The organism is Kineococcus gurbantunggutensis (assembly GCF_050871925.1).
In the GTDB taxonomy this organism is placed as follows: domain Bacteria; phylum Actinomycetota; class Actinomycetes; order Actinomycetales; family Kineococcaceae; genus Kineococcus.
In genome coordinates, this window is record NZ_JBJLSG010000047.1 from 12,459 (window position 1) to 31,558 (window position 19,100).

Consider the following 19,100-nt stretch of genomic DNA (forward strand, 5'->3'; position numbering starts at 1 on the left):
CGGTCACACCCGCCCCCCGTTCGGGGGACCCGCGGGAAGAGTGCTCCCGGCAACGGGGTTGACGCCCGTGGAACGACCGGCGGGCACCCCCGCCGGTGCCCCGACGGAAGGACCTCGACCCCGTGGACCTGTTCTCGCCCGTGACCCTGGGTGACCTCACGCTGCCCAACCGCGTCGTCATGGCGCCGCTGACCCGCATGCGCGCCGAGGCGGACGGCACCCCCAACGCGCTGATCGCGGAGCACTACGCGCAGCGCGCGAGCACCGGTCTCATCGTCACCGAGGGCACGTTCCCCAGCGCGGAGTCGCGCGCCTACGCCGGGCAGCCCGGCATCGTCACCGACGCGCACGCCGCGGGCTGGCAGCGGGTGGCCGAGGCGGTGCACGCGAAGGGCGGGCGCCTGTTCATGCAGGTCATGCACGGCGGCCGCGTCTCGCACACCGCCATCACCGGCACCGACCGCATCGTCGCCCCCAGCGCGATCGCGATCTCCCAGGGCGAGGCGCACCTGCCCGACGGCACCAAGGCGCCCTACCCGGTGCCGCACGCGCTGACCGGCGAGGAGGTCCGCGCCGTCGTCGACGACTTCGTCGCCGCCTCGCGGCGCGCGGTGGAGGCCGGCCTGGACGGCGTGGAGGTCCACAGCGCCAACGGGTACCTGCTGCACGAGTTCCTCGCCCCCGGCTCCAACCGGCGCGACGACGAGTACGGCGGCTCCCCGGAGAACCGCGCCCGGCTGAGCGTCGAGGTCGCCACCGCCGTCGCCGAGGCGGTCGGCCCCGGTCGCGTGGGCATCCGCATCTCCCCCGCCCACAACATCCAGGACGCCTGGGAGCAGGACCCCGCCGACGTGGAGGCCACCTACCAGGCCCTGGTGGAGGGCCTGCGCCCGCTGGGCCTGGCGTACCTCAGCGTCCTGCACGCCGACCCCGCCGGCGACCTCGTGCAGGGCCTGCGCAAGCGGTTCGAGGGGCACCTGATGGCCAACAGCGGCTTCGGCGTGGTCACCTCCCGCCAGGACGCGGTGGACCTGATCGCCGACGGGGTGGCCGACTCCGTCGCGGTGGGCCGCATGGTCATCGCCAACCCGGACCTGGTGGAGCGCTGGGCCGGCGGGCACCCCGAGAACGAGCCGAACCCGGCGACGTTCTACGTCCCCGGCGCCACCGGCTACACCGACTACCCGTTCCTGGACGGGCGCACCACCGCCTGACGCGCCCGCGGCGCGCGAGCGGCCCGGCCGGGGGACCCCCGGCCGGGCCGCCGCCGCGTCAGGCCCCGGCCACCCACAACCGCACGGCCAGGCCCAGGCCCGCCAGCGCGACGACGACGCGCAGCACCCTGGCGTCCAGGTGCCGCACGACCACCGGGCCGATCCGCCCGCCGAGCAGGCAGCCCAGCCCCAGGGCCAGCGCCGCGCCCCACGCCACGTCGGCGAAGAGGGCGAAGCCCACGGCCGCGACCGTGTTCGCCCCGCCCAGCAGCACGTTCTTCACGGCGTTGTTGCGCGCCAGCGGCTGGTCGAAGAGGACCTCCGTCAGCGCCAGGATCATCACCCCGGCCGCGGCGCCGAAGTAGCCGCCGTACACGCCGACCGCGAACAGCGCCAGCAGCACCAGCGGGTGGCGCTCGGAGAACCGCCCGGGCCGCAGCCGCTGCACGCGCGGCTGCAGCAGGAGCAGCAGCGAGGCGAGCGCGACGAGGAACGGCACGACCCGCTCGAAGGAGCCCGCGGGCAGGGCGAGCAGCAGCGCGCACCCGGCTGCACCGCCCAGCACCGCCGCCGGCAGCAGCCGCACCAGGCGCCGGCCCTGCCCGCGCAGCTCCGGGCGCGCGCCGAGCGTGGAGCCGACGGTGGAGCCGAACAGGCCCACGGTGTTGGTGACGTTGGCGACCACCGGCGGCAGCCCGGTCAGCAGCAGCGCCGGGTACGACACCAGCGAGGCCAGGCCCGCGGTGGAGCCGACCAGGCCCGCCCCCGCGCCGGCGGCGAACAGCAGCAGGGGCTCGGCGGGCGTCACCGCACGATCCAAGCAGCCCCCGCCGCGCCGGGTGCGGGGCGGGTGCGGGGCGGTCCCCGTCCGCGCGGCGCCTGCGCCGAACGGGTAGTGCCGCAACCCGTTCGGCCCCGGAGGCAGCACCGATCACGCTGGGTGACCTGTCAGCATCTCCGCTCGTGACCCCTCGCACCGAGCAGCTCCCGCGCCCCGCCGCGCCCGCGCCGGGGCACCGCCACCTCGCGCGGCGCGCGCACCGCGCCGGCGCGGGCGGCACCGCACCGGCGCACGCCCACGGGCACCCGCCCGCGACCGCGCGCACCCTCCCCGCCCCGCGGGAGGCCGAGCACGACGCGGCGGCGGGGCGGGCCCTGGCCGACTCCCTGCACGCCCGCCTGCACGACGAGCTGGCCACCGAGCGCAGCGCGCAGCGGCGCGCCGACCTGCACGCCCAGCTCGCCTTCGTGCTCTCCTACCGCCGCGCCGTGCAGCAGGGCCGCCTGGTGACCGCGGAGAACCTCGCCAGCGTCCTGGCCGTGCTCGCCGCCGCCCACGACGCGACGCCGCGGGGCTGAACGCGGGCGCCTCAGTCGTCCGTGCTGCGCCGCAGCCGCTTGACGTCGCCGCGGCGCTTCTTGCCCTCCACGCGCCGGCGCTGGGAGCCGCGCGTGGGCCGGGTGGGGCGCCGCGCGGCGGGGCCGGGGGCGGTGGCCTCGGCCAGCAGGTCCCGCAGCCGCTCCAGCGCCGCCTCGCGGTTGCGCAGCTGGGAGCGGTGCTCGCTGGCGACGACGGTGAGCACCCCGCCGCTCAGGCGCGGGGACAGCCGGCGCAGGGCCCGCTCGCGCAGGTGCTCGGGCAGCGCGGCGGAGCGGGCCAGGTCGAAGGACAGCTCCACCCGCGAGTCGGTGGTGTTCACGCCCTGACCGCCGGGCCCGCCGGCGCGGGAGAACCGCTCGGTCAGCTCGGTCGCCGGGACGGTCAGCGCGGGGCTCACCCGGACGTCGTGCACGACCCCTCCAACACCCCCGCCGGGCGGGGGCTTCCGCCGGGCACCGCGCCAGTGTGCCCGCCGGCGCGGCCGGGCGCGACGGGGTTGCGCGCGCTCAGCCCAGCACCGCGTAGGTGGACTGCACGAACCCCGCGCCGAGCACCCGCGTCGAGCGGTGCTCCAGGGCGACGTCGCGGCCCAGCGCGCTGAACAGCGGCAGCCCCTCCCCCAGCAGCACGGGCGCGGTGGTGATCGTCAGCTCGTGCACGAGGCCGGCCGCGAGCATCGCGCTGATCGTGCGGCCGCCGTCGACGTAGGCGCGGCGCGCCTCCGCCTCGGCCAGGGCCTCGACGAGCGCGCCGAGGTCGGGCACGACCCGCACGCGCGGGTCGGCGCCCTCGGCGAGGGTGGAGCTGAGCACCAGCACCGGTACGTCCCCGTAGGGCCACTCGCCGAAGGTGAGCACCTTCTCGTAGGTGGAGCGCCCCAGCACGACGTGGTCGACGGAGGCGAAGAACTCGTCGTAGCCGGTCTCGCCGGCGCGCTCGCCGCGCGAGGTGAGCCAGCCGACGTCGCCGTCGGGGCGGGCGATGGACCCGTCCAGGCTGGTGGCGATGAACACGGCGCCGGTGAAGGGCGCGTCGGTGGCGCGTTCGGTGGTCACGGGTTCCCTCCGGGGGTCTCGCGGGTGCTCGGTCGGTGCGGGTCCAGGACGGCGTCGACGGCGGTGCGCAGCTCCTCGCGCAGCGGCGCGGTGCCGGTCAGCGGCCACAGCACCAGCACCCCCTCGCAGGTCAGGTGCACGCAGCGCGCCAGGTCCGCCGCGGCGGTCCCGGCGCGCAGCTCGCCGTCGCGCACGGCCTGCGCCAGCAGCAGGGCGATTCCCTCGCGCAGGTGGTGGGCGCGAGCGGCGGCGTGGGCGCGGAACGCCTCGTCGGTGACGTCGACCTGCAGGAACGCCAGCCCGTGGGCGAGCGCCTCGCGGTCCTCGACGTCGGCGACGAGCTCGGCCAGCGCCGCGTGCAGGGCGCGCAGCGGCTGCGGGTGCGCCGCGCGCGCGGTGGCGAACCCCGCGGGCACGTCCTCGGTGGCGCGGGCGGCGAAGGCGAGCAGCAGCTCGCGCTTGGAGCCGAAGCGGTGCACGAGGGCGGCGGCGCTGACGCCCGCCTCGCGGGCGACCGCGGCGAGCGTGGTGCTCGCCGGCCCGTGGCGGTGCAGCGCGCGGGCGGTCGCGGCGAGGACGTCCTCGTCGCTCACGGTGCGGGGCCGGGGCACGGTCCTCCTCTCGCGGCAGCCGTTAGTTAACAGACGTTGAGAAACCTAGCGCACCGCCCCGCGCCGCGGAACCCCCCGCGGCACCCGCGGGGTCGCCCGCGGGGTCGCCCGCCGGATCGCCCGCCGGATCGCCGCAGCGGGCACGGCAACCGGACGGCCCACCACCCCGTCCCCTGCGGTGATCAAGGAAGTTGCCACTTCCTTGATCACCGCGGGGTGGGGGGCGGGGGGACCGGCACCCCGCCACCCCGGACGGGCACCCGACCGGGGGAACCGGCCGAAAACGCCGCGACCGGGCGGAGCGCGCCGTGCGACCCTCGGGGGCGTCCCCACCAGCGGTCCACCGGCGTCGCCGGCACGGGTCCCGCGCATCGGCGGGGACGCACCCGGCACAGCGCTGTGGACGCTGAGGTTCAACTCCTCCGTGGCGGCCGTCGCCACCCGCCGCCCCGCACGGGGCGGGTCGCCGGTCGCGGCCAGCGGTCCACCAGCAGCACCGGTGGTCCCCGCCGCGACCGCTCCCGGGTGGCGGCGGCCGTCCAGCGCCGGGGAGCGAGGCACCGACCCGAGGAGAGCAGCACCGTGGCCCACGTGACCGTCCCCGAGCCCGAGCGCGCCGTCGTGCGCGTCGACGGCGTCGTCGCCGCCGTGCTGGGACCGGGCCGGCACCGCCTGCCGGGCCGGCCGTGGCGGCGGTCGGTGGAGCGGGTGGACGTGCGCGAGCGGGTGCTGCTGCTGACGAGCCAGGAGAGCGCGGCGGCGGACGTGCCGGGGGTGCGGTTCTCGGTGGCGCTGCGGTTCCGGGTGGTGGACCCGGTGGCGTTCCTGGGGGTGTCGGCGGACCCGGTGGACGACGTGCGGCTGAGCGCGCAGGTGGCGGCGCGGGACTGGATCGCGGCGCGCGGCCTGGACGAGGTGGTCGGCGGCCGGGCGGCGGCGACGGCGGAGCTGACGGCGGCGGTCGCGGCGGGTTCGGCGCGGCTGGGCGTGCAGGTGCTGGAGGTGTCGCTGCGCGACGTGGCGGCGCCGGGCGAGGTGCGGCGGGCGCTGCTGGAGGTCTCGTCCGCGCGCCTGGAGGCGCAGGCGCGGCTGGAGCGGGCGCGCGGGGAGACGGCGGCGCTGCGGGCGCTGGCGAACGGCTCGCGGGCGCTGGCGCAGGACCCGGCGCTGCTGCAGCTGCGGACGGTGCAGGCGGCGGTGGAGAACGGCGGGCAGGTGGTGCTGCACCTGGGTGCGGCGCCGGCGGCCCCGTGAGCGGCGCGTTTCGGGCGCGTTGCGGGAGCGCGTGATCCGTAACAGCGGCGACACAGGAGGTCCCTAGGGTGCGGCGCGCCGGGCCGACCGGCGCGCCGACCACCTGGAGGGAAACCCCGTGTCCCGTCGTTCCACCCTCACCACCGCCCTCGTCTCCGGCACGCTCGCGGCGGGCATCGCCCTCGGCGCCTCCACGGTCCTGCCCGCGGGCGCGAGCACGGCACCGGCCCCCGCCGCCGCGCCCGCCGCCGCGCCCGCCGCCGTCGCCGCAGCACCCGCCGCGCCCGACGCGCGCCCGGCGCACCCCGGCCACCCCGGGCGCCCCGGACGCCCGGTCCGCCCCGGGGACGGCACCCCGCAGGTGACGGTCATCGGCACCGGCGGCACCATCGCGGGCCTGGCGGAGACGCGCGACGCGCTGCAGACGTACCGGGCCGGGCAGGTGCCGATCGCGGACCTGGTCGGCGCGCTGCAGCCGGAGCTGGGCGGGGTGGCCGAGGTGGGGACCGTGCAGTTCGGCAACGCCGGATCCAGCGGGTACACGATCGAGCAGTTCCGCGAGCTGACCCTGGCGGTGGACGCGGCGCTGGAGACCTCCGACGGGGTCGTCGTCACCACCGGCACGGACACCATGGAGGAGTTCGCGTACTGGCTGGACCTGACGGTGCGCAGCGACAAGCCGGTCGTGCTCACCGGCGCGATGCGACCCTCGAACGTGATCGGCGCGGACGGCCCGGCGAACCTGTTCAACGCGGTGCGCCTGGCCGCCAGCGGCGACACGACCTGCTTCGGCACGGTGGTCATGCTCAACGACGAGTTCCACGCGGCGCGCGAGGTCACCAAGACCGACGCGCTGCGGATGGACACCTTCGACGGCGGGCAGTTCGGCGCCCTCGGCGTGGTCGACGAGCAGCGCGTGACGACCCGCCGCGCCCCCGCGCGCGCCGAGCTGTGCGGGCAGCGCGGGTGGGCCACCCCGTTCGACGTCTCCACGATCGCGCCGGCGGACCTGCCGCGCGTGGAGATCGCGTACTCGTACCAGGAGGCCGGCGGGGAGGCGATCTCCGCGTTCGCCGCCGCGGGCGTGGAGGGCGTGGTCACCGCGGGCACCGGCGCGGGCGGGATCTCCCCGGCGATGCGCGAGGCCCGCACCGCGGCGATCGAGCAGGGGGTGCTGTTCGGCGCGACCACCCGCACCGGTTCCGGCGCGGTCTACGACGGCGGCGAGCCCGCGCCCGGCGTGATCGGCATGGAGGACCTGCTGCCGCAGAAGGCGCGCCTGCTGCTGCTGCTGTCGCTGGCGTTCACCGACGACGAGGCGCAGGTGCGCGCCTGGGTGGACGGCCTGGGCAGCCCCGAGTTCGCCTGACGGGCGCGTGCGCGCGGGGCCGGCGGCGCGCCGGTCCCGCGCCCCCCGCGCCCGCGCCGACCACGCTCCGACCACGCACGGCGCCCGCGCGCTCGCCGTGCGGGAACGGGGTCCAGGACGCACCATCGTGGTTCGTGACCGAAAACACCCCTGTCGGGGCCCCCGCCCTGGGCGGCATCTCCGACGAGCGCGCCCCCTCCTCGGGCACGGTGCGCACGATCGTCACGGCGATCGGCCTGCTGCTGGCCACCGCGTTCCTGCTGTACCTCGTGGTGCACACGCTGCAGGTGCTGACGTGGATCGTGGTCGCGGCGTTCTTCGCCGTGGCCCTCTACCCCGTCGTGGGGTGGGTGGAGCGCAAGCTCCTCGGCGGCCGGCGCCGTTCGCTGGCGACGCTGCTCGTCTTCCTGCTCATCGTCCTGGCGCTGGCGGGCGTCGGGACCCTGTTCGTGGTGCCGCTGGCGCAGGAGGGCACGCGCTTCGCCGGGCAGCTGCCCCAGCTGATCGACGACGCGCGCGCCGGGCGCGGCCCGGTGGGCACCCTGCTGGAGCGCACGAACGCGCTGCAGTACGCGCAGGACAACGAGGACCGCATCCGCTCCTTCGCCACGGGCCTGACGACCCCGGCCGCCGGCGTGCTGTCGGGCGTGGCCAGCGGCCTGGCCGGCGCGGCGTCGATCTTCGTGCTGGCGTTCCTCATGGTCCTGGAGGGCCCGAAGGTCGTGGACGGGTTCGTGAACCTGTTCCACCCGCCGACCGCGGTGCGCCTGCGCCGGGTGGGCGCGGACTGCGCGAAGTCGGTGACCGGGTACCTGTCGGGCAACCTGCTCATCAGCGTCATCTGCGGCGCGCTGACGTACGCGGTGCTGAAGATCGCCGGCGTGCCGTTCGCCGGGCTGATCGCCCTGTTCGTGGGGATCACCGACCTGATCCCACTGGTCGGCGCGACCATCGGCGCGGTGGTGGCCTCGATCGCCGGGTTCGTGCACTCGGTGCCGGCGGGCATCGCCGTGGTGGTGTTCTTCCTGGTCTACCAGCAGCTGGAGAACCACCTGCTGCAGCCGCTGATCTTCTCGCGCACCGTCAAGCTGAACCCGCTGACGGTGATCGTGGCGATCCTGCTGGCGGTGGAGCTGGCCGGGATCCTCGGCGCGCTGCTGGCGATCCCGGTGGCGAGCATCGTGCAGGTCATCGCCCGCGACGTGTGGGACCACCGCCGCGGCCGGCCGAAGGCCGAGCCCACCGTCGGGGAGGACCGCCGCCCCGCCGCCGGCGACGTCCCCGAGGGGCACCGCACGATCCAGCTCCCCGCGGAGGGCGCGCACCGCACCTCCTGAGGCGCACCTCGCGCGGGAGGCGACGGGGCCGGGTGGACACCTCCACCCGGCCCCGTCGCGCTGCGCGGGGCGCTACCCGCGCGCTACCCGCGCACGGCCTCGCGGGCCGGGTCGCGGAAGGCGCGGGCGGAGGCGGCGACGTGGCGCTCCATGGCGTCCGCCGCGCGCCGCGGGTCCCCCGAGGCGATGGCGCGCGCGATGCGGCGGTGCTCCGTCCACGCCCGCTGCCCCTGCTGCGGCACCGTGGTGGCGTACGCCCAGCGGATGCGGTCCGAGGCCCAGCGCAGCACCTGCGCCATGCTGCGCGCGCCGGAGGCGGCGGCCACGCGCTCGTGGAACTCGGCGTTGAGCCGGGCGCCGTCGGCGCGCCGGCCCTCGGCGACGGCCGCGAAACCCTCCTCCACGACCCGGTCGAGCGCGGCGAGGAGGTCCTCGCCGCGGCCGGCGGCGACGAGCTCGGCGCAGCGCGCGGCGGTGACGCCCTCGGCGACGCACCGCACCGCGTACAGGTCGGCGAGGTCGTCGACGGGGACCTGAGCCACGCGCGCGCCCGCGTTGGGCCGCAGCTCCACGAACCCCTCCCCGGCCAGCGCGCGCAGCGCCTCGCGCACCGGCACCCGGGAGGTGCCGTAGCGCTCCTGCAGGAGGGGCTCGGTCAGCCGGGCGCCGGGGGCCAGGGCGCCGGTGAGGACGTCGGTGCGCAGGGCCGCGGTGACGCGCTCGGCGCTGGCACCCACCTCAGGCGGCCCGGCCGGGGATGGCCGAGAGCAGGTCCGCGGTGTACTCGTGCTGCGGGGCGTCGAACACCTCGTGGACCCCGCCCTGCTCGACGACGCGACCGCGGCGCATCACCAGCACGTCGTGGGCGACGTGGCGGGCGACGGCGAGGTCGTGGGTGATGAACAGGTAGCTCAGCCCGAGCTCGTCCTGCAGCCGCTCCAGGAGCTGGAGCACCTGCTGCTGCACGAGCACGTCCAGGGCGGAGACCGCCTCGTCGCACACCACCAGCGCGGGGTCCAGCGCCAGGGCGCGGGCGATGGCCACGCGCTGGCGCTGCCCGCCGGACAGCTCCGCGGGCCGGCGCTGCGCCAGGGTGCGCGGCAGGGCGACGTGGTCGAGCAGCTCGCCGACGCGGGCGCGGCGGCTGCGCGCGTCGCCGACGCGGAACACCCGCAGCGGCTCGTCGACCAGGCGCTCCACGGTCATCGTCGGGTCCAGGGAGCCGTGCGGGTCCTGGAACACCGGCTGCAGCTCGCGCCGGCCGCCGGTGGCGCGGACCTCCCCGGCGGTGGGCTGCTCCAGGCCCAGGACGAGCTTGGCGGTGGTGGACTTGCCGGAGCCGGACTCGCCGACGACGGCGGTGGTGGTGCCGCGCCGCACGGTGAAGGAGACCCCGTCCACGGCGCGCAGCCTCTCGCGCTGCCCGCGCACCCGGTACTCCTTGACGAGGTCGCGCACCACGAGGACGGGTTCCTCCAGCGTGGCGGCGAGGGGCACCGCGCGCGGGGTGGTGCGCGCGGCGGCGGCCGGGGCGGCGGCCACCAGCCGGCGGGTGTACTCGTGCTGCGGCTCGTGCAGGACCGCGCGCGCCGGGCCGCGCTCGACGACGCGCCCGTCGGACATCACCACGACCTCGTCGCAGCGCTCGGCGGCCAGGGCCAGGTCGTGGGTGATGAGCAGCAGGGAGGTGCCGCGGGCGGCGGTGAGCCGCTCGAGGTGGTCGAGGATCTGCCGCTGCACGGTGACGTCGAGCGCGGAGGTGGGTTCGTCGGCGACGAGCAGCTCCGGCTCGGCGGCCAGCGCCATGGCGATGAGCACGCGCTGGCGCATCCCGCCGGAGAACTCGTGCGGGTACTGCTTGGCGCGGCGGGCGGCCTCGGGGATGCCGGCCTCGGTGAGCAGCTCCACGGCGCGCGCGCGGGCGGCGGCGCCGCGGGCCAGGCCGTGCACCTCCAGGACGGCGGCGACCTGCCGGCCCACCCGCGCGGAGGGGTTGAGGTTGGACATCGGGTCCTGCGGCACCAGGCCGACCTGCCGGCCGCGCAGGCGCCGCAGCCGGCGCTCGTCGCCGGCGCGCAGCGCGGCGGTGACGTCCTCGCCGCCGATCAGGACGCGCCCGCCGGTGACGCGGCCGGTGCCGGGCAGCAGGCCCAGGACGGCGGCGGCGGTGGTGGACTTGCCCGAGCCGGAGGCGCCGACGACGGCCACGCGCTGCCCGCGGCGCACCACGAGGTCCACGCCGTGCACGACCTGCGCGGGGCCGGCGGCGGTGGTGTAGCCGACGTCCAGGCCCTCCACGCGCAGCAGCTCGGCGGGGTCCTGCACGGGGTCCTCCTCCAGGTGGTCTTCCACGGGGTTCACCGCCCCGCCGCGTAGCCCTGGGCGCCGCGCGGGTTCGCGGCGGCGTGCAGCACGCCGGTGGCCGGGTCGCGCCCGACGCTGGAGAGCCGGCCCAGGCTCCAGTCCCCGGCGCGGGTGACGACGTGCCCGCGGCGCTCCAGGCCGGCGACGACGTCCTCGCCCAGGCGGGGCTCGACGACGGCGCCGCCGGGGGTCCAGGTGCGCGGCCAGAACGAGCCGGGCATGGAGGTGGTGTGCAGGGAGGGCGCGTCGATGGCCTGCTGGGGCTCGTAGCCGCCGACGAGGCGGCGCAGCAGGTACACGAGCTGCCACTGGTCCTGCTGGTCGCCGCCGGGGGTGCCCAGGGCCTCCACGGGCACGCCGTCGCGCAGCAGCAGGGTGGGGGTCAGGGTGGTGCGCGGGCGCTGCCCGGGTCGCAGCGCGGAGGGGGAGGACTCCTCCAGCCACGTCATCTGCAGCCGCGAGCCCAGGCAGAACCCCAGCTCGGGCACGGTGGGCGAGGACTGCAGCCAGCCGCCGGAGGGGGTGGCGGAGACGACGTTGCCCCAGCGGTCGACGACGTCGACGTGGCAGGTGTCGCCGCGGGTGGTGCCCACGGCCTCCACGGTGGGCTCGCCCAGGGTGGGTTCCCCCACGCCCACGGCCTCGGGGGCCTCGGTGCGCAGCGGCGGCACGAACGGCTCGGCCCCGCCCACGCGGCCGGGGCGGAACTCCAGGCTGGCGCGCTCGGTGATCAGGGCGCGGCGCTCCTCGGCGTACTGCGGGGAGAGCAGGTGCGCCAGGACGGCCGGGTCGGCGGCGGAGCCGTAGTGCGCGTCGCGGTCGGCCAGGGCGAGCTTGAGGGCCTCCAGCACGTGGTGGGCGCCGCGCTCGGTGGAGGGGTCCAGGTCGGCGTCGTCGAAGCCGTCGAGGATCGCCAGCGCCTGCAGCAGCACCGGGCCCTGCCCGAACGGGCCGGTCTTGGCGACGGTGGTGCCGCGGAACTCCAGCGTGCAGGCCGGCTCGTACCCGGCGGAGAACGCGGCGAAGTCGGCCACCTCGATGACGGCGGCGTGGTCGGTGCCGGAGGAGTGCCGGTGCGGGGTGCGCAGGAACTCCACCGCCTCGCGGGCGACGAACCCCTCGCGCCACTCGCGGCGGAACGCCTCGATGCGCGCCTCGCGGGTGCCCTCCCCCTCGCCCGCCGCGACCAGGCGCTCCAGGGTGCGCGCCCACGCCGGGTTCCTCACCAGCTCCCCGGCGGCCGGGACGCGACCCTCGGGCATCCACAGCGCCGCCGAGGTGGGCCAGTGCTCGCGGAAGAGGTCCGCGACGGAGGCGATGGTGGTGCCCACCCGGCCGACGACGGGGTGCCCGTCGCGGGCGTAGCCGATGGCCGGTTCGAGGACGTCGGCCAGCTCCCACGTGCCGTGGTCGCGCAGCAGCACCAGCCAGGCGTCCACCGCGCCGGGCACGGCGGCGGCCAGGCCGCCGGCGCCGGGCACGAGGTCCAGGCCCTCGCCGCGGTAGTGCTCGATCGTCGCCGCGGCCGGGGCCGGGCCCTGCCCGTTGAGCACCACGGGGGTGGGGTCGGCGGCGGTGGCGAACACCGCCGTCATGTCGCCGCCGGGGCCGTTGAGGTGCGGCTCGACGACGTGCAGGACGAACGCGGCGGCCACCGCGGCGTCGAAGGCGTTGCCGCCGCGCTCCAGCACGGACTGCCCGGTGGCGGTGGCCAGCCAGTGCGTGGAGGCCGTCATGCCGAACGTGCCGCGCAGGGTGGGGCGGGTGGTGTCCGCGGGCGGCGCCGTGAAGGCGGGGTTGGTGGTCACCGGGATCCTCCGGGGTCGAGGGCGTCGCGCAGGGCGTCGCCGAGCAGGTTGAACGCCAGGCAGATGAGCACGATCGCCAGGCCGGGGAACAGCGCCGCGGACGGCGCGCGGAAGATGTACTGCTGCGCGTCGGAGAGCATGATGCCCAGGCTCGGCGTGGGCGGCTGCACCCCCAGGCCGAGGAAGGACAGCAGCGCCTCGCCGATGACGACCGCGGGCATGATGACCGTGGCCTGCACGACGACCGCGGGCAGCGCGTTGGGCAGCACGTGGGTGGCCAGGATGCGCGCGCCGGAGGCGTCCATCGTGCGGGCGGCCAGCACGTAGTCGGCGCCCTTCAGGCGCAGCGTCTCCGCGCGCACCACGCGCACCACCTGCGGCACGTGCGCCACGCCCAGCGCGATCGCCGCGTTCGACAGGCTCGCGCCGCGGATCGCGGCCAGGCCCACGGCCAGCACCAGGAACGGGAACGCCAGCGCCACGTCCGTCAGGCGCGAGACCACGCCGTCCAGGCGCCGCCAGTACCCGGCGGCCATGCCCAGCGCGGTGCCCACCACGACGGACAGGGCCACGGCCAGCACCCCGACCTGCAGGGAGGCGCGCGCCCCGAACAGCACGCGGGAGAGGACGTCGCGCCCGAGGTCGTCGGTGCCCAGCGGGAACCCCACGGTGCGCGGCTGCTGGAACGGGGTCTCGAAGTGCACCTGCGCGGGCGGGTGCGGGGCCAGCAGCGGCGCCAGGACGGCGGCCCCGACGACGAGCACGAGCAGCACCGCGCCGGTCAGGCCCAGGCGGTCGCGCAGCACGTGCCGCGCCACCCGCCAGCGGTCGGTGCCCAGGTCGACCTCGAGGCGGCCGGGGGCGGGGGCGAGCGCGGTGGCCGCGCCCGCGCCCGTGCCGGTGCCCGTGCCCGGGCCGGGGGTGTTCGGGGGTGTGGTCACCGGGTTCCTCCCGCGACGCGGATGCGGGGGTCGAGCACCGTGTAGAGCACGTCGACCGCCAGGTTGATGAGGACGTAGGCGAGGGTGACGACGAGCACGACGCCCTCGACGACGGGGTAGTCGCGGCTGAACACCGAGTCCAGGGTGAGCTTGCCGAACCCGGGCAGCCCGAAGATGCGCTCGGTGACCACGGCGCCGGAGACCAGCCCGCCGAGCTGGAGGCCGACGAGGGTGACGACCACGACGAGGGAGTTGCGCAGCGCGAAGCGCAGCACGACCCGCGAGCGCGAGGCGCCCCCGGCCCGGGCGGTGCGCACGTAGTCGGCGGAGAGGTTCTGCAGCATCGAGGCGCGCGTCTGCCGCATGACGACGGCGGCGGTGCCAGCGCCGAGCACCAGGGCGGGCAGCGTCAGGTGGTGCAGGGCGCGCAGCGGGTCCTCCAGGGGCGAGACGTACCCGGAGGCGGGGAACCAGCCGGCGCCCACGGCCAGGTACAGGATCGCCAGCAGCCCCAGCCAGAAGCTCGGCACGCTCAGCCCCAGCAGGGACAGCGAGTTCAGCGAGAACTCCGACCACCCGCGCTTGACCGACGCCAGGACGCCGGCGCCCAGGCCGACGACGAGGGCGACGAGCAGCGCGTACGCCGACAGCCACACCGTCACCGGCAGCGTGGCGGCGATGAGCTCGCTCACCGGCGTCCCGGTGCGCACGGAGGTGCCCAGGTCGCCGGAGGCGAGGTCGGTGAGGAAGCGCCAGTACTGCACCGGCAGCGGCTGGTCCAGGCCCAGTTCGGCGCGCACGGCGGCCACCTGCTCCGGGGTGGCCTCCTCCCCGGCGGCGGCCAGGGCGGGATCGCCGGGCAGGGCGCGCACCCCGGCGAAGACGACGACCGACGCCAGCAGCAGCGTCACGGCGCTCTGCCACACGCGGGTCAGCAGGAAACGTGCCACGGTCCTCTCCTCACTCGTCGCTCTGGACGAACGCGGCGCGGCCCAGCCGCACCACGCCGTCGGAGTAGGTCTCGATCCCGGCCACCGCGTCCTCGCCGCGCGAGACGTACCCGGTGGTGCTGCGCACCCGGTACAGGTAGACGAGCGGGTTGTCGCGCTGGACGACCTGCACCAGCCGGCCGTACAGCTCCGCGCGCTCGGCCGGGTCGGTGCTCTGCGAGGCCCGCCGCACGAGGTCGTCGGCCTCGGGGTTCGAGTAGCCGGAGTAGTTGCTGCCCGCCCCGGTGGTCAGGAAGCTGCTGGTGTTGCCGTGCGGGTCCACCCGCCCGGACCAGCCGAGCTGCACGGCCTCGAAGTCGCCCTCGGACTGCACGTCCAGCAGGGTGGAGTACTCGATCGGCTCGATGACGACCTGGAAACCCGTGTCGGCGACGCTGGCCTGCAGCGCCTGCGCCAGGCGCAGGGAGTCGGCGGTGTTCGACGTCGCCAGCCGGATCCGGTACGGCAGCGCCACCCCCGCCTCTGCGAGCAGCTGCTTGGCGCGCTGCGGGTCGTGCGGCGGGCACGCCTCGCTGGCGGGGGTGGAGAACGTGCTGTCCGGGGACAGGAACGAGCAGGCCGGTTCGTAGTAGTCGTTGAAGACGGAGTTCACCAGGGCGGTGCGGTCCACCGCCAGGGAGAACGCCTCGCGCACGCGCGGGTCGGTCGCCAGCGGCGTGTCGATCCGCCCGGGGGGCTCGCCGGCGCCGTCGGTGTTGCCGACGTTGAACGTGACCGCCTGGTACCCGTAGGAACCGGTCTGCAGCAGGCCGACGCCCTCCTCGCGGGCCAGGGCGTCGATGTCCTGCGGGGACAGGGAGTCGGCGACCTGCACGTCGCCCGAGCGCAGGTTCGCGGCGCGGATGTTCGCGTCGTTCATGATGCGGTAGGTGATCGAGTCCAGGTGGACCTCGTCCGCGGCGTAGTACAGCGGGTCGCGCTCGACCCTGATCGACGTCTGCGGCACGCGCTCGGCGAACCGGAACGGCCCCACGCACACGGGGTGGTCGCCGAACTCCTCCCCCCGCTGCTCCAGCGCCGTGGGGGACATCACCATCCCCGCGCGGTCGGCGAGCGCCGCCGTGATCGGCGAGAACGGCCGCGCGTACCGCAGCACGACGGTGGAGGCGTCGGGGGCGCTGACCTCCTCCAGCGGCCCGAGCTCGCTCCTGCGGGTGGAACCCTCCAGCGTGAGGTTGCGCGTGAGCGTGGTGGCCACGGCGGAGGCGTCGAACGGGGTCCCGTCGGCGAACACCGGGTCGGTGCGCACGGGGATCGTCACGGTGAGCCCGTCGGGCGAGACGCTCGGCAGGGCCGCGGCGAGCTGAGGGACGATCTCGCCCTCGGCGTCGATGTCGTAGAGCTTCTCGCACACGGCGTTCATGACGTAGCGCGTGTAGAGCGAGGAGGACGTCGTCGGGTCCAGCCGGTCCGGCTCGGAGGACAGCCCCATGACGAGGTCACCGCCCTCGCGCACGGTCCGCGCGCCGACCGGCACGCCCGTGACGTCCTCGCGCGGTGGCGCGGGGCGCACCGGCTGCACCGGCACGCACGCGGCGAGGCTGAGCAGCGCCGCGGCCGCCGCCCCGGCGCGCGCTGTCGTCCTGGTGTTCACGGGAGTCCTCCCTCACCGGCTGGTGGACCGGGAACGTATACGATCCGGTCACCGTAGGGACAGGGTGTTTCACCGGTGTTTCGGATCGTGGACACCCGCGTGACGCGTCCGGGCCGGCCGGTCCTCCGGTACGGTCCCGGCCACCCCGCCCGCTCCCGCCGGGCCCGACGATCGGAGGCCCCGTGCCGCGAAACCCCGTCCGCCCCGAGTCCTGGCACCTGGCGCTCATGCTCACGCTGACGTTCTCCACCGGCGTCGTCGACGCCGTCGGCTACCTGGGCCTGGACCGCGTCTTCACGGCCAACATGACCGGCAACGTCGTCATCCTGGGCATGGCGCTGACCGGCGCGGAGGACCTGCCGGTCGTGGGCCCGGTGCTGGCGCTGCTGACGTTCCTGGCCGGCGCGGCGGCCGTCGGGCGGGTCCTGCGCCGGGCCGGCAAGGGGTGGACGACCGCCTCCACTGTCGTCTTCGCGCTCGTGGGCGCCGGGCTGGCCGCGCTGGCCGGCGTCGTCGCCGCCCTGGGCGACGCCGTCCCGGTCGAGCCGGGCGGCACGCCCCCCGCCGGCGCCCTGGTGGTCACGGCGCTGCTGGGCCTGCTCATGGGGGCGCAGGCCGCCGCCGCCCGCCGCCTGGCGGTCAAGGACGTCACCACCGTCGTGGTGACCTCCACGCTGACGGGCCTGGCCGCCGACTCCCGCCTGGCCGGCGGCACGGGCGAGGGCTGGCGGCGCCGGCTCGGCGCGGTGCTGCTCATCCTGGCCGGGGCCGCCGCCGGCGCCGCGCTGCTGCGCTGGCACATCTCCGCGGGCCTGGCGGTGGCCGCGGCGATCACCCTGCTCGCCGCCCTGCTGGGCCACCTGCGCGCCCACGCCCGCCGCCACGAGGCCGCCCGCGCCCGCGGGGGCTCCCCCGCCTGACCGGCCGCGGGGCTGCCGGGCCGGCGCGAGGGCTGGCAGGGTGGCGCCCGCGGGTGCAGCATCGACACCCGCACGTCAGCACGCCACCGGCACGGAAGAGGGACCATGACGAACCCGCGGGCGGGTCAGCACGCCGAAGCCTCCGACCTCATCGACGTCGCGCACGTCGTCACGGCCTACTACGCGGTCGCCCCGGACCCCTCCGACGTCGCCCAGCGCGTGTCCTTCGGCACCTCCGGGCACCGCGGCTCCAGCCTGGACGCCGCCTTCAACGAGCAGCACATCCTCGCCACCACCCAGGCGATCGTGGACCACCGCCGCGAGCAGGGCTACGACGGCCCGCTCTTCCTGGGCCGCGACACCCACGCCCTCTCGGAGCCGGCGTGGACCTCGGCGCTGGAGGTCCTCGGCGCCAACGACGTCACCGTCCTCGTCGACGACCGCGACTCCTGGACGCCCACCCCGGCGGTCTCGCACGCGATCCTGCGCGCCAACCGCGACGGCGCGCGCGTGCGCACCAGCGGCCCGGGCCTGGCCGACGGCATCGTCGTCACCCCCTCGCACAACCCCCCGCGCGACGGCGGGTTCAAGTACAACCCGCCGAACGGCGGCCCGGCCGACACCGACGCCACCGGCTGGATCGCCGAGAGGGCCAACGCCTACCTCGAGGCCGGCCTGGAGGGCGTGCGGCGCGTGCCGTTCGCGAAGGCGCGCGCCGCCGCGCAGGGCTACGACTTCCTGGGCACCTACGTCGACGACCTGCCCAACGTGCTGGACATCGACGCGATCCGCTCCGCGGGGGTGCGCATCGGCGCCGACCCGCTGGGCGGGGCGAGCGTGGAGTTCTGGGCGGCCATCGCCGAGCGGCACCGCCTGGACCTCACCGTGGTGAACCCGCTGGTGGACCCCACCTGGCGGTTCATGACGCTGGACTGGGACGGCAAGATCCGCATGGACTGCTCCTCGCCGTCGGCGATGCACTCCCTCATCGACCGCCGCTCGGAGTTCCAGGTCGCCACCGGCAACGACGCCGACTCCGACCGTCACGGCATCGTCACCCCCGACGCGGGGCTGATGAACCCCAACCACTACCTCGCGGTGGCGATCCAGTACCTGTTCTCCACCCGCGACGGCTGGCCGGCCGGCGCCGCGATCGGCAAGACGCTGGTGTCCAGCTCGATGATCGACCGGGTGGCGCAGGACCTGGGCCGCACGCTGCTGGAGGTCCCCGTCGGGTTCAAGTGGTTCGTGCCGGGCCTGCTGGACGCCTCCGTCGGCTTCGGCGGCGAGGAGAGCGCCGGCGCCTCGTTCCTGCGCCGCGACGGGTCGGTGTGGAGCACCGACAAGGACGGCATCCTGCTGGCGCTGCTGGCCTCGGAGATCATCGCCACCACCGGCCGCACCCCCAGCGAGCACTACGGCGACCTCATCGCCAAGCACGGCCAGCCGCAGTACAAGCGCAGCGACGCCGCGGCCACCCGCGAGCAGAAGGCGACGCTGTCGAAGCTGTCCGCCGAGCAGGTCACCGCGCAGGAGTTCGCCGGCGAGCGGATCGTCGCCAAGCTCACCGAGGCGCCCGGCAACGGCGCGAAGATCGGCGGGCTGAAGGTCGTGACGGAGAACGCGTGGTTCGCCGCCCGCCCCTCCGGCACCGAGGACGTGTACAAGATCTACGCGGAGTCCTTCAAGGGCGCCGACCACCTGCGCCAGGTGCAGTCCGAGGCGCAGGAGCTGGTCGACGGGGTCCTGTCGGGCTCCTGACGCGGGCGGTGGGGCGAGGGTGACCAGGGTCGACCAGTGGGTCTGGGCGGTGCGGCTGTACAAGACCCGCTCGGTCGCCGCGAGCGCCGTCAAGGCGGGGCACGTGCGCGTGAACGGCGAGCGCGCCAAACCCGCCACGAAGGTGGTGCCCGGCGACGAGGTGCGCGTGCGCGCCGAGGGCTACGAGCGCGTCTTCGAGGTGGTGCAGCCGCTGACCAAGCGGGTGGGTGCGCCGGTCGCCGCGCAGGCGTACGTGGACAACTCCCCTCCCCCGCCGCCGAGGGACGAGTTCTTCGGGGCGTTCGGCAACCGCGACCGCGGCGCCGGGCGCCCCACCAAGCGCGACCGGCGCGAGATGGAGCGCCTGCGCGGGGCGCGGGAGGACTGAGCCCGGGGGGGGGGGGGGGGGGGGCGGGGGGGCCCCCCCCCGGGGGGCGCGGGGCGGGGGGGCGGGGGGGGGGGGGGGGGGGGGCGGGGGGGG

Annotated in this window: 18 protein-coding genes; 8 read left to right on the forward strand and 10 right to left on the reverse strand. The window is 76.5% G+C overall.

Translation table 11 applies throughout. The features are described from left to right. Positions 1-122 precede the first annotated feature (122 nt). The gene (locus tag ACRYR7_RS11095; RefSeq protein WP_432572166.1) at positions 123-1,214 is read left to right on the forward strand and encodes an alkene reductase; all 1,092 of its coding nucleotides are present in this window, start codon (positions 123-125) and stop codon (positions 1,212-1,214) included. 58 nt (positions 1,215-1,272) lie between these two features. Here ACRYR7_RS11095 and ACRYR7_RS11100 read toward each other — a convergent pair whose 3' ends face one another. Further along, on the reverse strand, positions 1,273-2,022 hold the full coding sequence (locus ACRYR7_RS11100) for a sulfite exporter TauE/SafE family protein (protein WP_432572150.1): 750 nt from the start codon (positions 2,020-2,022) through the stop codon (positions 1,273-1,275). 155 nt (positions 2,023-2,177) lie between these two features. Here ACRYR7_RS11100 and ACRYR7_RS11105 point away from each other — a divergent pair, with 155 nt between their 5' ends. Then, complete coding sequence (locus tag ACRYR7_RS11105) at positions 2,178-2,573, forward strand: hypothetical protein (RefSeq protein ID WP_432572151.1); 396 nt, start codon at positions 2,178-2,180, stop codon at positions 2,571-2,573. 11 nt (positions 2,574-2,584) lie between these two features. Here ACRYR7_RS11105 and arfB read toward each other — a convergent pair whose 3' ends face one another. The 3 genes from arfB to ACRYR7_RS11120 all read right to left on the reverse strand — a co-directional run bounded on the left by arfB (position 2,585) and on the right by ACRYR7_RS11120 (position 4,261). After that, on the reverse strand, positions 2,585-3,007 hold the full coding sequence (gene arfB, locus ACRYR7_RS11110) for an alternative ribosome rescue aminoacyl-tRNA hydrolase ArfB (protein WP_432572152.1): 423 nt from the start codon (positions 3,005-3,007) through the stop codon (positions 2,585-2,587). Positions 3,008-3,101: 94 nt separating this feature from the next. Continuing rightward, entirely contained in the window at positions 3,102-3,650 is a 549-nt protein-coding gene (locus tag ACRYR7_RS11115) for a dihydrofolate reductase family protein (RefSeq protein WP_432572153.1), read from the reverse strand. Next, positions 3,647-4,261, reverse strand: coding sequence for a TetR/AcrR family transcriptional regulator (locus ACRYR7_RS11120; protein ID WP_432572154.1), 615 nt, complete (start codon positions 4,259-4,261; stop codon positions 3,647-3,649). The genes ACRYR7_RS11115 and ACRYR7_RS11120 overlap by 4 nt, the downstream gene beginning before the upstream one ends. 591 nt (positions 4,262-4,852) lie before the next feature. Here ACRYR7_RS11120 and ACRYR7_RS11125 point away from each other — a divergent pair. The 3 genes from ACRYR7_RS11125 (at position 4,853) to ACRYR7_RS11135 (ending at position 8,221) form a co-directional block, all read left to right on the forward strand. Further along, positions 4,853-5,515, forward strand: coding sequence for an SPFH domain-containing protein (locus ACRYR7_RS11125; RefSeq protein ID WP_432572155.1), 663 nt, complete (start codon positions 4,853-4,855; stop codon positions 5,513-5,515). A 118-nt stretch (positions 5,516-5,633) separates the two neighbouring features. Further along, positions 5,634-6,884 (forward strand): asparaginase, encoded by a 1,251-nt coding sequence (locus ACRYR7_RS11130; RefSeq protein ID WP_432572156.1) that lies wholly within the window; start codon positions 5,634-5,636, stop codon positions 6,882-6,884. Positions 6,885-7,018: 134 nt separating this feature from the next. Further along, the gene (locus ACRYR7_RS11135; protein WP_432572157.1) at positions 7,019-8,221 is read left to right on the forward strand and encodes an AI-2E family transporter; all 1,203 of its coding nucleotides are present in this window, start codon (positions 7,019-7,021) and stop codon (positions 8,219-8,221) included. Between the two features lie 83 nt (positions 8,222-8,304). On the opposite strand, the gene ACRYR7_RS11140 is transcribed toward ACRYR7_RS11135, so the two are convergent. The 6 genes from ACRYR7_RS11140 to ACRYR7_RS11165 all read right to left on the reverse strand — a co-directional run bounded on the left by ACRYR7_RS11140 (position 8,305) and on the right by ACRYR7_RS11165 (position 15,938). Beyond that, complete coding sequence (locus ACRYR7_RS11140) at positions 8,305-8,958, reverse strand: GntR family transcriptional regulator (RefSeq protein ID WP_432572158.1); 654 nt, start codon at positions 8,956-8,958, stop codon at positions 8,305-8,307. A gap of 1 nt (position 8,959) precedes the next feature. Beyond that, positions 8,960-10,582 (reverse strand): dipeptide ABC transporter ATP-binding protein, encoded by a 1,623-nt coding sequence (locus ACRYR7_RS11145; protein ID WP_432572159.1) that lies wholly within the window; start codon positions 10,580-10,582, stop codon positions 8,960-8,962. Further along, complete coding sequence (locus tag ACRYR7_RS11150; RefSeq protein ID WP_432572167.1) at positions 10,579-12,321, reverse strand: gamma-glutamyltransferase family protein; 1,743 nt, start codon at positions 12,319-12,321, stop codon at positions 10,579-10,581. The genes ACRYR7_RS11145 and ACRYR7_RS11150 overlap by 4 nt, the downstream gene beginning before the upstream one ends. Positions 12,322-12,389: 68 nt before the next feature. Continuing rightward, complete coding sequence (locus ACRYR7_RS11155) at positions 12,390-13,334, reverse strand: ABC transporter permease (protein WP_432572160.1); 945 nt, start codon at positions 13,332-13,334, stop codon at positions 12,390-12,392. After that, on the reverse strand, positions 13,331-14,284 hold the full coding sequence (locus ACRYR7_RS11160; RefSeq protein ID WP_432572161.1) for an ABC transporter permease: 954 nt from the start codon (positions 14,282-14,284) through the stop codon (positions 13,331-13,333). Before ACRYR7_RS11160 ends, ACRYR7_RS11155 begins: the two co-directional genes overlap by 4 nt. A gap of 10 nt (positions 14,285-14,294) precedes the next feature. Then, on the reverse strand, positions 14,295-15,938 hold the full coding sequence (locus tag ACRYR7_RS11165; protein ID WP_432572162.1) for an ABC transporter substrate-binding protein: 1,644 nt from the start codon (positions 15,936-15,938) through the stop codon (positions 14,295-14,297). 227 nt (positions 15,939-16,165) lie between these two features. Here ACRYR7_RS11165 and ACRYR7_RS11170 point away from each other — a divergent pair, with 227 nt between their 5' ends. The 3 genes from ACRYR7_RS11170 (at position 16,166) to ACRYR7_RS11180 (ending at position 19,007) form a co-directional block, all read left to right on the forward strand. Further along, positions 16,166-16,858 (forward strand): DUF1275 family protein, encoded by a 693-nt coding sequence (locus tag ACRYR7_RS11170; RefSeq protein WP_432572168.1) that lies wholly within the window; start codon positions 16,166-16,168, stop codon positions 16,856-16,858. Positions 16,859-16,963: 105 nt separating this feature from the next. After that, a complete protein-coding gene (gene pgm, locus ACRYR7_RS11175) occupies positions 16,964-18,619 on the forward strand; it encodes a phosphoglucomutase (alpha-D-glucose-1,6-bisphosphate-dependent) (protein ID WP_432572163.1) in 1,656 nt (551 codons plus the stop codon). A 19-nt stretch (positions 18,620-18,638) separates the two neighbouring features. After that, positions 18,639-19,007 carry an RNA-binding S4 domain-containing protein gene (locus ACRYR7_RS11180; RefSeq protein WP_432572164.1) on the forward strand — a complete coding sequence of 123 codons (369 nt, stop codon included), beginning with the start codon at positions 18,639-18,641 and terminating at the stop codon, positions 19,005-19,007. Positions 19,008-19,100: the final 93 nt, after the last annotated feature.